We start from the raw sequence: 13,475 nt of genomic DNA, 5'->3' as shown, positions 1-13,475 counted from the left end.
TCACGCGGTCGGCTCGGCCTGCCCTGCGTCGCCGGAGGTGCCACGCGTCAGCGTGCGCAGCGTGCGCAGCGCGACCGACATCGGTGCGAGACGCGATTCGGCCCGCTCGACGCCGGCGATCGCCGCACGGCCGCGCTCGACCGCGAGCGCGTGCCGCTCGGCCCAGGCGTTCCAGCGCTCCTCGGTGGACCCGGCCTCCGGCGCCTCGAGCATGACGTCGCGTGTGAGGTCGGTGAGCACCGCGTAGGCGTCGTCACGCACCGCACCGCGGGCCAGTGCGTCCCACCGGTCGTCACGCGGCAGCTCGGCGATGGCGTCGAGCATGCGTCCCAGACCGATCTGCGCCGCACCGTGGAAGTACGTGCTCGCCACGGCTTCGACGTCGGCGTCGATCTCGTGCGCCAGATCCGTGATGTCGAGCAGGACGAACAGATCGAGCAGGGCGGCGGCCCGTCGGGCCAACTGCTCGGGAACGCCCTGTTCCACGAGACCCGCCGCCGTGTCCTCGTACTGCTCCCGGCCCACGCCGATGACGAGCTCCGGAACCTTCGGCGCGAGACGGCTGACGGACGGCTCGTAACGCTCGATGAGCGCCGACACCGACGTGTGCTCCACCTCGTGATGGACGAACCAGCGGGTGGCTCGGTCGAGCAGCCGACGCAGACGCAGGAGCAGAGAGGACTGGACGTCGGTGCTCACAACGTTGTCGAGTGCCTCGACCTCGTCGATGAAGCTCTGCGCGTCGAAGACCTCACGGGCCACGACGAACGCCTTCACGATCTCCTCCGGGCGGGCCCCCGTCTCCTCGCTCGCGCGGTGGACGAACGTGATGCCGCCGCGGTTGACGAGGCCGTTGACGACCGAGTTCGTGATGATCTCGCGACGCAGTGCGTGCGCCTCGATCGCCTCGGGGTACCTGGTGCGCAAAGCGTCCGGGAAGTAGGCGGCCAGTTCACGCACGAACCACTCGTCGTCGACGACGTCGCTCGCGAGGACCTGATCCTTCAGGCGCAGCTTCGCGTAGGCGAGCAGCACGCTGAACTCCGGCGAGGTCAGGCCCTCACCGGCCTCGATCCGCTCGTCGATCTCGACGTCGTTCGGCAGGAACTCGAGCTCGCGGTCGAGGAAGCCGTCCGCTTCGAGGGCGTCGATGAGACGACGGTGCACGTGCAGCATCGCCGGCGCCTGGACGCGCGCATTGCCGAGCAGCGTGTTCTGGTCGGTGTTGTGACGCAGCACCTTGTGGGCAACCTCGTCGGTCATCGACGCGAGAAGCTCGTTGCGTTGGTCCATCGTCAGCCCGCCGTCGCGTACGACATCGGCGAGGAGGATCTTGATGTTGACCTCGTGGTCGCTCGAGTCGACGCCCGCCGAGTTGTCGATGGCGTCGGTGTTGACACTGACGCCGTTCTGCGCTGCCTCGATACGCCCCAGCTGGCTGACGCCGAGGTTGCCGCCCTCACCGATGACGCGGACGCGCAGGTCACGCCCGTCGACACGGATGGCGTCGTTGGCGCGGTCGCCGATCTGCTCGCTGGTCTCGCTCGAAGCCTTGATGTACGTGCCGATGCCACCGTTCCAGAAGAGGTCGGCCGGAGCGAGCAGCACGGCGTGCATGAGCTCGTTCGGCGTCATCGTCTCCACGTCGCCCTCGATACCCAGGGCCTCGCGGATCTGCGGGGTGAGGCGCACCTGCTTGGCCGAGCGCGAGAACACTCCGCCGCCCTCGGAGATGAGGTTACGTGAGTAGTCCGACCAGGACGAACGCGGCAGCTCGAACAGGCGCTTGCGCTCCGCGTAGGAGGTGGCCGCGTCCGGGTTCGGGTCGATGAAGATGTCGCGGTGGTCGAACGCCGCGACGAGGCGGATGTGCTCCGACAGGAGCATTCCGTTGCCGAACACGTCGCCGCTCATGTCGCCGACGCCGACCACCGTGAAGTCCTCGCTCTGGGTGTCGTGCCCGAGCTCGCGGAAGTGACGCTTGACCGACTCCCACGCACCGCGGGCGGTGATGCCCATGGCCTTGTGGTCGTACCCGTTCGAGCCTCCGGACGCGAACGCGTCGTCCAGCCAGAAGCCTGCGCGACGAGCCACGGCGTTGGCCTTGTCGGAGAAGGCCGCGGTGCCCTTGTCGGCCGCGACGACGAGGTAGGGGTCGTCGCTGTCGTAACGCACCACGTCCTTCGGGGGGATGACCTCGTCACCGTCACGGTTGTCGGTGACCGACAGCATGCCGCTGATGAAGGCCTCGTACGCCTCGGCGCCCGCGGCGAGCCACGCTTCGCGGTCGCTCGGGTCCGGGAGCTGCTTCGCGACGAAACCGCCCTTCGATCCGGTCGGCACGATGACGGCGTTCTTGACCATCTGCGCCTTGACGAGGCCGAGCACCTCGGTGCGGAAGTCCTCGAACCGGTCGCTCCACCGCAGGCCGCCGCGCGCCACCTGACCGAAGCGCAGGTGGACACCCTCGACCTTCGGGCCGTAGACCCACAGTTCGAACATCGGAGCCGGTGCGGGGATGCCGGGCACGTCGGCGCACCGGATCTTGAAGACGAGTTCGGCGACCTCGCCGGAAAGGACCCGCGGGGTGTACGCGTTGGTGCGCACGATCGCCATGATGACACCCTCGAGAGTGCGCAGGATGCGGTCGTGGTCGAGACTCGCCACGTCGGCCAGTCCGTCGGAGAAGCGCTGACGCACCGCCTTCGTCTGGGCCTCACGCTCGGCGTCGTCGAGGGTCGGGTCGAAGCGCGCCTCGAACAGACGCACGAGCAGCGACGTGAGGTCGGTGTTGGCCAGCAGCGCCGCGACGACGTACTCGTAGCTCAACGAGAAGCCGATCTGGCGCATGTAGCGAGCGAGGGCCCGCAGGTGACTGATCTGGCGCCACGTGAGCCCGGCAGCGAGAACGAGCTGGTTGAGGGCGTCGTTCTCGGCCTGCCCACGCCACGCCGCGAGAACGGTGTCCTGCACGTTCGTGCGGCGGCGCGAACTCTCCTGCGGGGTGTTGCCCCACATGGCCGTGCGGTCCGCGATCAGACCGAAGTCGTACACGTACGAGGTGCGACCGTCCGAGCGTCGAACCGTGTATGGGCGCTCGTCGGAAACCTGCACGCCGAGGTGGGTGAAGATCGGGAAGACCTCGGTGAGCATGAGGGGTTCGTTGCGGAAGATCTTGAGCCGACGTTCGCGGGTGTCGAGGTTCTTGGTGCCGTAGAGCGTGAGCGCGGAGTCGTCGTCACCCAGCCTCTCCAGGCGTTGCATGTCCGCCACCGCCTGGCGTGGCGAGAACGCCTCGGAGTAGGCCGTCGAGAAGCCCGTGCCGTACTGCGTGACGAGAGCGCGGGCCGTCGAACCGTCGAGCTCACCCTCCGTCTGCGCGGCATGCGTGACACGCTCGGTCCACGTCCTGGTCGTCTCCAGGACGTGAGCGCGAATCTGCTCGGGCGTGACGTCGGGAATGGCGGCGCCGCGCGGCATGCGAACCGTGTAGAAGATACGGGCGAGCGCCTCGGAGCTCACCCGAGCCGTGTAGTCGACGTTCTGCGCGCCGTAGGTTTCGCGAAGGAACTCGGCAATGGCTTCGCGCACCCGGGTGTTGTACCGGTCACGCGGCAGGTACACCATGACGGCGACGAAGCGCCCGTAGTCGTCATTGCGTGTGAAGACGCCGACGTGGCGGCGCTCCTGGAGGCGCACGACCTCGGTGGCGATGTCGTAGAGGCGCGCGGACGACGTCTGGAACAGTTCGTCGCGCGGGTAGTTCTCGAGGACGTTGAGCAAGTCACGTCCGGAGTGGGAGTCGGGCGAGTGCCCGGCTCGACGCACGACCTTCGCAACCCGCTCGGCAACGACCGGAACGGTCGACGTCGGTGCCGCGTAGGTGCGGGCCGTGTGCAGACCGAGGAAGCGGCGTTCCCCGGTGACGTTGCCTTCCGCGTCGAAGGTCTTCACGCCGACGTAATCGAGGTAGGCATCACGGTGAACACGTGAGCGCGAGTTGGCCTTGGTCAGCATGAGCAGCTGCGGGGAGCGTGCCATGGCGCGGCTCTCCGGCGTCATGCGCTCGAACCCGGTGGCCGAACCCGATGCGCTGCGCAGGATGCCGAGGGCGGTGCCCTCCACGGGCCGCAGGACGTCCTCCTCGTCCATGGTGGCCAACTCGTACTCCCGGTAGCCGAGGAAGGTGAAGTTGTCGTCGGCCAGCCAGTGCAGGAAGCGGCGCACGTCAGCCGTGGCGAACTCGGGAACACTCACGGGCGGGTCGTTCTCGAGGTCGTCGGCCGTCTGGAGGGCCATGTCACGCATGCTCTGCCAGTCCTCGGAAGCCAGGCGCACGTCGCGAAGGACCTTGTGCACGGTCTCCACCATGTCTTGGCTGCCGTCGAACTCGCCCTCCGGCGAGAGGTGGAGATAGACCCACGACTCCGCGACCTCATGCGCGCCCGCGGGAAGCTCATCGCTGTGACCGGGCAGACGGACCGCACCCTGACGCTTGCGATTTCGCGTCGCCGTGATGAGGCGACCGGCATCGTCACGCACGGCACGCATCTGCGGGTGGACGAGATCCCCGATGCCCGCACCTCGAGCCGTGAACGCTGCCACGAGTGAATCCACGACGAAAGCGGTGTCGTCCGTGACGACGCGGACCACGACACCCGAGGTCAGGCTGGAGACGCCCGCGTGCTCCACCGCGTCCGCGACGAGCGAGCGCGGCAGTTCCTCCTCGACGACGACGACCGGCTCCCCCTGGCGTCGCTCGGCCGCGGCCCTGCACTGCCCTCGCACGATCCACGCGAGGTGCTCGAGGGATTTGCCCTCCAGCTCCGCGGCCGGAATGTCGCCCAACACCCCCTGAGCGACCTCGAGCGTGACACCGACACGTTCGGCGACTTCGGACAGGACGGGCGTGGAAGCCTCGACAGACATGACCTCTCCTGGCAGGACGAAGAAGCGGCACGACGCTGTGCCACCTAGGCGACTCTAACGCGCGCGGACACCCGAGTCCGAGTCGAGGGCGAGCGGTGTTGCCGGGCCCTCGCCCCACCGGGGTTATCCCCAGGCGCGGCCAGTACGCCGACGCCGAGATTCGCCCTGCTCATACGCTGGGGGTATGCCTGCTGCCAGCCTTACGAGTCGTGACGTCGCCACCCACCTGACGCGTTGTGCGCTGCGCCTGCTCGACATCCCGTTCGACCCTGCGACGGCACTGAACGGTGAGGCGTTCGACCGCGTCGTCGAGTCCCTGAGCGAACAACTGAGTGACGCCGCGGGCGCCGAACTCGCCGGGCAACCCGCACCGTCGTTCACCGCTCCTCGCACGGGGCCTTTCCCTCCCCTCGTGACGCGACGGGCCCAGGCCGGGCTACGGCGTCAGATCGAATCAGGCCGCCTGCCGGGCAACGCGGTTTCGGTTCGTCGGGCCGGTGAAGCGATCGACGACATCCGTGACGAACTGCGGGCTCTGCTGATCGGTGCAACCGGGCCCCACCATTGCGGCGCGCTCGTCACGTCGGTGGCCGACGCCCTCGACCGTCTCAGCCGCGTTCTCGCCGCGTACCGTCACGGTTACCTTCGTCTCGGCCCGCTCGTGGCCGGCCAGGAGGTGTCGTTCGACGCCCTGGGCGACTCGGCAACACGTCTCGAGCGCTTCCTCACCCGATGTCTCGACCGTGTCGGTGACGACCGGATGCTGCGCTGACCGACCACATGGGTGGGCGCGTCGCCCCGAGCGGTCAGCTGCTCAGGAGTGCACGCACGCTGTCACGCTCCCCTGCGTCGTACCAGCTCAGTTCGAGCTCGGCGTCCTCCTGCACACGCGCGCCCGGGTCCGCGACGAGGAAGCACGCGACATCCCGCAGACCGACGTCGCCCAGGAGCGAGATCGCACCCACGTGGCCCTCCGCGTCCTCCACGCGCTCGGGCCGCACATCGAACGCGAGAACCGCCACGGGGTCACTGGTGGCTGCGGCTGCGGCGAGCTGGCAGGCGAGGTACTCGTGCAGTTCCTCGTCACCGTCCGGTGCGAGTGCTCGCACTCCGGGCGTCACGCTCACGACATGGGTGGCCGGAACCGATCCCTCCCGGGACAAGGTGTCGAGTGCGTCGGCGTCGACAGGCATGTAGGCACGGATCATGGGCGGGCGCTCCTCGCTGGTTTGCGTACGTGCCACACCCTAGCGACGGGCCCGCAACCGGCGCAGACCGCGGCGGGTCGCAGGTGGCCCGGCGGTCGCCCCGAGGCTCGCCGCGACCCGTGCAACCGCCGCCACGTACGCGCTGTCAGGTCGTGTGGTCGACAACAGCTTCCCGAGCAGAAGGGCGCCGTCCAATTCGTCACGCGCATCGGGCAGCACCGCCACCGGATCGACGTCGGCGAACCGCGCAAGCGCCTTCGCCACCACCTTCTCGGGTGCGCCGCCGACAGCCTGCTCGCGGGCCTTCGAGATGACGACGCGCGTGGCCGGATGCGAACTCCCCATCTGTTCCCACTCGACGACGAAACGCTGCAACCCGATCGGGTCGCAGGCCGCGAGGGCCAGCAACACGTCACTGCGCTCCACCGCTTCGATGCCGGCCGCGGCGCGCACCGGAGCCACGGTGTCGTACAGCAGTGACTCGTCGACGCTGAGGTCGCTCGCGATGTCGAGGACGATCCACCGGTACCCCGTGACGGCCTGGTCGAGAACCGCGCCGAGATGAAACCGACTGAGCTCGTGCCAGCGTGACGCGCGGCCGATGCCCGTCAGGACGTCGAAGCCCTCGTCGAGGGTGACCGTGAGCGTACGCAGCTGCGACAGGTTCAGCGTCCCTGCATCCACGAGCCTCGCTGCGGCGAGCAGACCGGGCGCTTCGTCGAGGAGACCGAGGACCGGAGCACAGGCCGGCGCCACGGTGTCCGCGTCGATGAGAAGGGTGGGGCCGTCCTGCGAGAGTGCGTGTGCGAGGTGTGTTGCGCACGTCGTGCGACCGGGAGACCCGGCCGGTCCCCACACGGTCACGACGGTCGCGCGGTGCCCGGCATCGGGCGAGGTCGAGGCGGGTCCGACAGTGGCTCGCTGCGAGGAGGTGGACGGGGTGTCCGCCTCCTCACCCACCTCTTCGGTGGTGACCGAGAGCCCCGCGCCGCCCACCGTCACGGGCGAACGCTCCAGTGACCGGACGAGCTGCTCCAGCTCGCCCGAACCGACCAGATGAACGTGACTCAGAGCCCAGGCCTCACACTGACGGGCGTCGGTCGGGGACGTGGGAGCGACGACGCCGAGGACGGAGGTTCCGCGCAGTGCGAGTTCGGCGACGACACTGCCGTTCATTCCCGGGAAATCAGGGCTGATCGCGGCGACGGTGACGTTCCCGGCCTCGGCCACGGTGAGGAGTTCCTCCACGTCGGCACAACGACGCACCAGTTCCGCGTCCTCGACATCCTCGAGTTCAGCGGCGAACCGCGCTTCGAGCCGGGCGGAGATGGCTGTGGCGACGCTCGTCATGAGCGTCGACTCCCGGCCAGAGGCACGAGGGTGATCCGCGAGCCCGAGTTCACCGCGTCGATGATCTCGGCGAGCGATGCTCGCGGCACGACGAGCTCGACAGGCTGACCGTCGGCAACGGCGACCACCCCGCCCGAGCCGGAGCCGATGCGCGAGACGAGAGCTCGGTCGATGACCTGTCTCGGCCGTTCGAAGCTGTTCGACGTCGTCTCGCTCGACTTGTCGGCAACCCAGACCTCGACGTCCGTGCCCGCGCGCACGACGTCGGTCTGCCCGCGGTCCAACGTCACGGAGACGGCGCGCACGTCGACACTGCTCGCGTCGGCCACCGCCGATCGCGGAACGAGCTCACCCCGCGCAACGGGCCTCTGAACGACGCCCGAGGGCGCCGGACCGCTGAGGTAGACCGACTGGACCTCGTCGAGACGCACGGCAGTGCGCACGACATCGCTCGCCTGAAGGCGCTGCCCCGGCACGAGATTGGTACGCGCCGTCCAGACCTGGACCGAGTCGTCGAGCCCGGAGATGACACGGAGAGTGCCGATGACACCGACAGCGAGCAGGAGGATCCCGACGATCCAGCGAGCGTCCTTGATGCTCGCAGGAACGAACCGCGCACCGGATCCGCCGGCCCGTCGTGACGAATCGTTGCTCGTGCCCGACGCGTCCTCACCGTTCGAACCACGCGCCGTCGTTCTCACGACCTTCTTGCCCCACGGTGTCTGCACCGTCGCTCTCCCTTCACCGGTTGTCCACAGCCACTGACATCGTCAGCGATGAGGGTCTCGGCGCAGGCCTAGAATGATGGTCAGATTTTGGTAAGAATTCCGCAGGCTCGACTCCGAGGAGGCCCCGTGGCTCAGCGCTTCGTTCAGATCGCCGATGTCGCCGAGACGCTCAACGTCTCGGCCCGCCAGGTGTACGGCCTCGTGAAGTCCGGCGAGCTGCCCGCCATCAAGATCAACAACCAATGGCGCGTCGAAGCCGACGAGGTCGAGCGCTACATCGAGCGGCAGTACGAGGCAACGCGCAACGCGGTGGCCTCGGGCCACATCGACGACCTGTGACGCTCGTTCAGCGATAGTCCTCGCCCCGACGGGCTCCCACCTCGATGCACGCCACAGCCTGTGTCGTCAGGACGACCGGTGTTCCTGCGGAGCGTCTCACCACGGCGTGATCGACGCCGACCGCATCGACGAGACCTGTGAACTCGTTGCCACTCGTCGTCCGCCACACGACGGTGACTCGTGAGCGGGCGAGCGCCCGGAGCAGCGAGCCCCAGGTTCGTCCCACACTCGGCGCATCGTCCTTGTGGTGCGAGGCACGCAGACCGGTAGCGCTCTCGAGCGCGGCGGTGGCCACCACGACGGAGCCCGGGCGCGCGAGGTCGTCGACTCCGAGCACCACGTCCTTCCTGGTACTGCGATCCAGCGCGATCCACCCCCTGGCCACCTCGACGAGTCGCCCCCGCACCGGATGCGCCGCAGCAACGACCTCGACGTCGGAACCGAGCGAGCCGCGCAGCCGGTCCTCCAGTGTGACGGCGGCCCGTTCGGCGCGGACGCCCTCAGCGATCTCGACACGTCTCTGTGCTGCGCGTCGGGCAGCCTCCGCTGCCTCGAGATCGGCGAGCAACCTGTCCATGCGCATGGCTGAACGCTAGCCCGGACTCGCGGGCGAGCGGGGATTCTCCGGTGCCGCATCGAGGGCTGACCGCGCACGTCGCTCAGGCATCGCTAAACATTGCTCGTCATTAATCGACATCATTTGTCACTGTTCGCCATAGAGTGACCTTCATCAGCAGCGAAGAAGATCGGTCGGAACACCTCGAACGACTCCGGCGCGATTCACGAGAGAGGCGACATGATGACCACTCACACCACTGCCGGCGAGCGACGGCTCGCGGCGACGTTCGCATGCGGCGCCTCCGCAGTGTGCTTCGGCGGCGCCGTGTGGGCGGCCGTACACCTGCTCGGAACTCGGGCACAACAGACGACGGACGAGGCCGTGGCTTCGGTGTTCGTCGCGCTGGCCGGCGCCTGTCTCCTCCGACTGGCCTGGGTGTGTGGCGCAGCCGCCCTGGACATCCTCGCGACTCCGCGTTCACGCCCCGAACCGGGTGCACACGGCTCGACGGAGCGAGCTCACCGCAACCCGGCGAGGGCACGAGCCGCTTCGCTCTTCCTCGCCCTGGCTGCATTCGTCGGGTCCGGTGCAGCGGCAGCGAGCGCCACACCCGTCGCGGGCGTCTCGGTCACAGCGACGACGCAGGCTCCCTCCCCCGACTTCGCGCCACAGGTGCCCGACGGGTCGCCCTCGGCCACACCTGACTTTGCGATACCACCCACGTCGGATTCCCCCACGGTGCCGCAGGAGTGTCGGCCTGCGCCCGAGCCTGGCTGGGTGCCGTCGTCACGAGCCGTGGACGCTCACAGCTGTCGCCTCGTCGTACCTGCAGGACGCGCCGCCGAGACCGGTACCCACGTGGTCCTTCGAGGACAGAACCTGTGGTCCATCGCGGCGGCGCACCTCCCGGAAGGAGCCCCGGCCGAACTCGTGGCCGACGCCGTGGGCACCTGGATCGAGGCCAATCCGGACCTCCGGGCAAACCCGGACGTCATCCAGGTCGGCGACGTGCTTCGCGTGCCCGGCGCCAGCGTGGGAGCGCTCCGATGACCACCACGTTGCAACGGGTCGGCGAGCGACGTCCCAACCAGATGCCACCGGTGCTCAGTTCGGAGGAGGTGAGTGCAGTGCTGCGCGGTGAACTCGCCGCACCCACAGCCGGCGAGCTCCGTGCACGCCTGGCCACGGACTACGCGCGACGTTGCGGCGTCGACGAGGACGTCGACCCCATGTTCGGACCACAGCACACGCCGTCGGCCGCGCTCCCCGATGCACGCGTGTGGGTCCAACGATTCGCCTTGCCACTCGTCGAATGCCTCGACGGACGAAGGCCGCCCACGCAACTGGCGCGGCACGTCGACGGCGACGTGCTCGGCCGTCTGACGCGCCGCTACCGCACCGCCCTACGGCGCGGCCCGCGTGCCGGCCTGACGCGGGTGCGCCGAGTACGGGTCTGCGAACCGTGCGACGGGGTGGTCGAGGCAGCGGTCGTCGCACGCATCGGCGGTCGTCCGACGCCCATCGCTCTACGCCTCAACGGCACCGACGGCCGATGGGTCGTCACGGTGCTCGAAATGCTCTGAGGTGGCCGCGATCGCGATCAGCGCTTGCGCTTCTTCGAGCCCTTGGTGTTCTTGCCGCCCTTGGAGCCCTTCTGCTTACGGGAGCGATCGGCGGCGCGACGCTGCTCACGCGACTTCTCCTCGTCCTCGTCCATAACGTGGCCGTCGGCCGCAACGCGGTGCTCCTCGGCGAGCCCCTCCTCGTTCGGGGCGGTGAAGTGCATCTCCTGCTGCTTCGGCCCCGGCGTGGAAGCCTCGATCTCGTCGGGATCCACCTGCACGTTGAAGAACAGCTGAACCGACTCCTCCTTGACCGCCTCGGTCATGGCGTCGAACATCTGGTAGCCCTCACGCTGGTACTCGACGAGAGGGTCGCGCTGCGCCATCTGACGCAGGTGGATACCTTCCTTGAGGTAGTCCATCTCGTAGAGGTGCTCACGCCACTGTCGGTCGAGAACCGTGAGGACGACGCGACGTTCCACCTCACGCGCCACCGTCGTGCCGAGGTAGGCGGTGCGGTCGTCGAAGGCGTGCTGCGCGTCGGAGCGAAGTTCCTCACCGAGGATCTCCGGGGTGATACCCGCGCGGCCACCGAATTCCGACTCGAGCTCGTCGAGGGAGATCGAGACCGGGTACAACTCCTGGAGCGCTCCCCAGAGCTTCTCGAGATCCCAGTCCTCGGAGAAACCGGGGGCCGTGGCGACGTCGATGTAGGCGTCGATCGTGTCGTTGATGAAGTGACGCATCTGGCCTTCGATGTCGCCCTCGACGACGCGCTTGCGCTCGGCATAGATCGTCTCGCGCTGGCGGTTGAGGACGTCGTCGTACTTGAGAACGTTCTTGCGGATCTCGAAGTTCTGGCTCTCGACCTGGCCCTGAGCGGACTGGATCGAACGCGAGACGATCTTGTTCTCGATCGGCTGGTCGTCGTCCATGCCCGACGTCGACATGAAGCGGTCGACGAGGCCGGCGTTGAACAGACGCATGAGGTCGTCCTGCAACGACAGGTAGAAGCGCGACTCCCCCGGGTCACCCTGACGACCGGATCGTCCCCGCAGCTGGTTGTCGATACGTCGCGATTCGTGACGCTCGGTGCCCAGCACGTAGAGGCCGCCGAGTTCCGTCACGGCGTCGTGCTCGGCCTTGACGGCCTTCTCGGCCTTCTCAAGTGCCTCGTCCCAGCTCGCCTCGTACTCCTCCGGAGTCTCCTCCGGGTCGAGTCCGCGCTGCTTGAGCGCCGCCACGGCCATGAACTCGGGGTTACCACCGAGCATGATGTCGGTGCCTCGACCGGCCATGTTCGTGGCGACGGTGACGCCGCCCTTGCGGCCCGCCTGCGCGACGATGGCGGCCTCACGCTCGTGGTGCTTGGCGTTGAGAACCTCGTGCGCCACGCCCTTGCGGCGCAGGAGCTCCGACAGCTTCTCGGACTTCTCGACGCTCGTCGTACCGACGAGAACGGGCTGGCCCTTGCGGTGACGCTCGCTGATGTCGTCGACGACGGCGCGGAACTTCGCGTCCTCGGTGCGGTAGATGCGGTCGGCCTGGTCGACACGCTGGGGCGGGTTGTTCGTCGGGATCGTGATGACGCCCAACTTGTAGATCTGGTACAGCTCCGCGGCCTCGGTCTGCGCTGTACCCGTCATGCCCGAGAGCTTGTCGTACATGCGGAAGTAGTTCTGCAGGGTCACCGTCGCGAGAGTCTGGTTCTCGTTCTGGATCTCCACGCCCTCCTTGGCCTCGATGGCCTGGTGGACGCCCTCGTTGTAGCGACGGCCCGCGAGCATACGCCCGGTGTGCTCGTCGACGATCATGATCTCGCCGTTCATCGCGACGTAGTCCTTGTCGCGCTTGAACAGCTCCTTCGCCTTGATGGCGTTGTTGAGGTAGCCGATGAGCGGCGTGTTCTCCGCCTCGTAGAGGTTCTCGATGCCGAGCAGGTCCTCGACCTTCTCGATGCCGGACTCGAGCAGACCGACCGTCTTCTTCTTCTCGTCGACCTCGTAGTCGCCGGCCTTGACGATCTTGCCTTCCTTCGACTTCTCGGCGCGCGTCAGGTGCTCGACGATGCCGGCGAACTCGACGTACCACTTCGTGGCCGCGTCGGCCGGGCCGGAGATGATGAGCGGCGTGCGAGCCTCGTCGATGAGGATCGAGTCGACCTCGTCGACGATGGCGAAGTTGTGTCCGCGCTGCACGAGCTCCTCGGGCGACCACGCCATGTTGTCACGCAGGTAGTCGAAGCCGAACTCGTTGTTCGTGCCGTAGGTGATGTCCTTGGCGTACTGCTCGCGTCGCTGCGCCGGCGTCATCGAGGAAAGGATGCAGCCGGTCTCGAGGCCGAGGGCGCGGTGCACGCGGCCCATGAGCTCCGACTGGTACTCGGCGAGGTAGTCGTTGACCGTGACGACGTGGACGCCCTTGCCCTCGAGTGCGTTGAGGTAGCTCGGCAGCGTCGCGACGAGGGTCTTGCCCTCACCGGTGCGCATCTCGGCCACGTTGCCCATGTGGAGGGCTGCGCCACCCATGAGCTGGACGTCGAAGTGACGCTTGCCGATGGTGCGACGGCTCGCCTCACGGACGGCTGCGAAGGCCTCCGGCATGATGTCGTCGAGCGTGGCACCGTCCTTGAGACGGGCGCGGAAGCGGTCGGTCTCTTCGCGCAGTTCGGCGTCGGTGAGCTTCTCGAAGTCCTCCTCGACGACGTTCACCTGAGCGGCGATCGCTTCGAGCTTCTTCAGCGTTCGGCCTTCGCCGGCACGCAGAACACGTTCGACAACCTTGGGCACTCGACAACTCC

General features: G+C 67.9%; 10 protein-coding genes. 4 read left to right on the top strand and 6 right to left on the bottom strand.

Features of this window, described 5'->3' with window-relative positions; translation table 11 throughout:
- On the bottom strand, positions 1-4,929 hold the full coding sequence (locus H7F30_RS08050) for an NAD-glutamate dehydrogenase (RefSeq protein WP_187034438.1): 4,929 nt from the start codon (positions 4,927-4,929) through the stop codon (positions 1-3).
- Positions 4,930-5,113: 184 nt separating this feature from the next.
- Here H7F30_RS08050 and H7F30_RS08045 point away from each other — a divergent pair, with 184 nt between their 5' ends.
- Positions 5,114-5,701: a hypothetical protein gene (locus H7F30_RS08045; RefSeq protein WP_187034436.1), complete on the top strand. Its 588-nt coding sequence runs from the start codon at positions 5,114-5,116 to the stop codon at positions 5,699-5,701.
- A 34-nt stretch (positions 5,702-5,735) separates the two neighbouring features.
- Here the strand turns inward: H7F30_RS08045 and H7F30_RS08040 are convergent, their stop codons facing one another.
- From H7F30_RS08040 to H7F30_RS08030, 3 genes are read right to left on the bottom strand one after another with little or no spacing between them, the layout of a single operon-like run.
- Positions 5,736-6,137 (bottom strand): hypothetical protein, encoded by a 402-nt coding sequence (locus tag H7F30_RS08040; protein ID WP_187034434.1) that lies wholly within the window; start codon positions 6,135-6,137, stop codon positions 5,736-5,738.
- A 39-nt stretch (positions 6,138-6,176) separates the two neighbouring features.
- Entirely contained in the window at positions 6,177-7,487 is a 1,311-nt protein-coding gene (locus tag H7F30_RS08035) for a hypothetical protein (RefSeq protein ID WP_187034432.1), read from the bottom strand.
- Positions 7,484-8,215 (bottom strand): hypothetical protein, encoded by a 732-nt coding sequence (locus H7F30_RS08030; protein ID WP_187034430.1) that lies wholly within the window; start codon positions 8,213-8,215, stop codon positions 7,484-7,486. The genes H7F30_RS08035 and H7F30_RS08030 overlap by 4 nt, the downstream gene beginning before the upstream one ends.
- Positions 8,216-8,341: 126 nt before the next feature.
- Here H7F30_RS08030 and H7F30_RS08025 point away from each other — a divergent pair, with 126 nt between their 5' ends.
- Entirely contained in the window at positions 8,342-8,554 is a 213-nt protein-coding gene (locus H7F30_RS08025; RefSeq protein ID WP_047311915.1) for a helix-turn-helix domain-containing protein, read from the top strand.
- Between the two features lie 7 nt (positions 8,555-8,561).
- Here the strand turns inward: H7F30_RS08025 and H7F30_RS08020 are convergent, their stop codons facing one another.
- On the bottom strand, positions 8,562-9,137 hold the full coding sequence (locus H7F30_RS08020) for a hypothetical protein (protein WP_052947038.1): 576 nt from the start codon (positions 9,135-9,137) through the stop codon (positions 8,562-8,564).
- Between the two features lie 216 nt (positions 9,138-9,353).
- On the opposite strand from H7F30_RS08020, the gene H7F30_RS08015 reads away from it, so the two are divergent.
- Positions 9,354-10,163 carry a LysM peptidoglycan-binding domain-containing protein gene (locus tag H7F30_RS08015; protein ID WP_222617787.1) on the top strand — a complete coding sequence of 270 codons (810 nt, stop codon included), beginning with the start codon at positions 9,354-9,356 and terminating at the stop codon, positions 10,161-10,163.
- On the top strand, positions 10,160-10,696 hold the full coding sequence (locus H7F30_RS08010; protein WP_187034426.1) for an Rv3235 family protein: 537 nt from the start codon (positions 10,160-10,162) through the stop codon (positions 10,694-10,696). Before H7F30_RS08015 ends, H7F30_RS08010 begins: the two co-directional genes overlap by 4 nt.
- 17 nt (positions 10,697-10,713) lie before the next feature.
- Here H7F30_RS08010 and secA read toward each other — a convergent pair whose 3' ends face one another.
- The gene (secA, locus tag H7F30_RS08005) at positions 10,714-13,464 is read right to left on the bottom strand and encodes a preprotein translocase subunit SecA (protein WP_187034424.1); all 2,751 of its coding nucleotides are present in this window, start codon (positions 13,462-13,464) and stop codon (positions 10,714-10,716) included.
- Positions 13,465-13,475: the final 11 nt, after the last annotated feature.

Source organism: Dermacoccus sp. PAMC28757, from assembly GCF_014302635.1.
In the GTDB taxonomy this organism is placed as follows: domain Bacteria; phylum Actinomycetota; class Actinomycetes; order Actinomycetales; family Dermatophilaceae; genus Dermacoccus; species Dermacoccus abyssi.
Note: the sequence above shows the minus strand (reverse complement) of the source record. Positions and strands in the feature narration are given on the sequence as shown.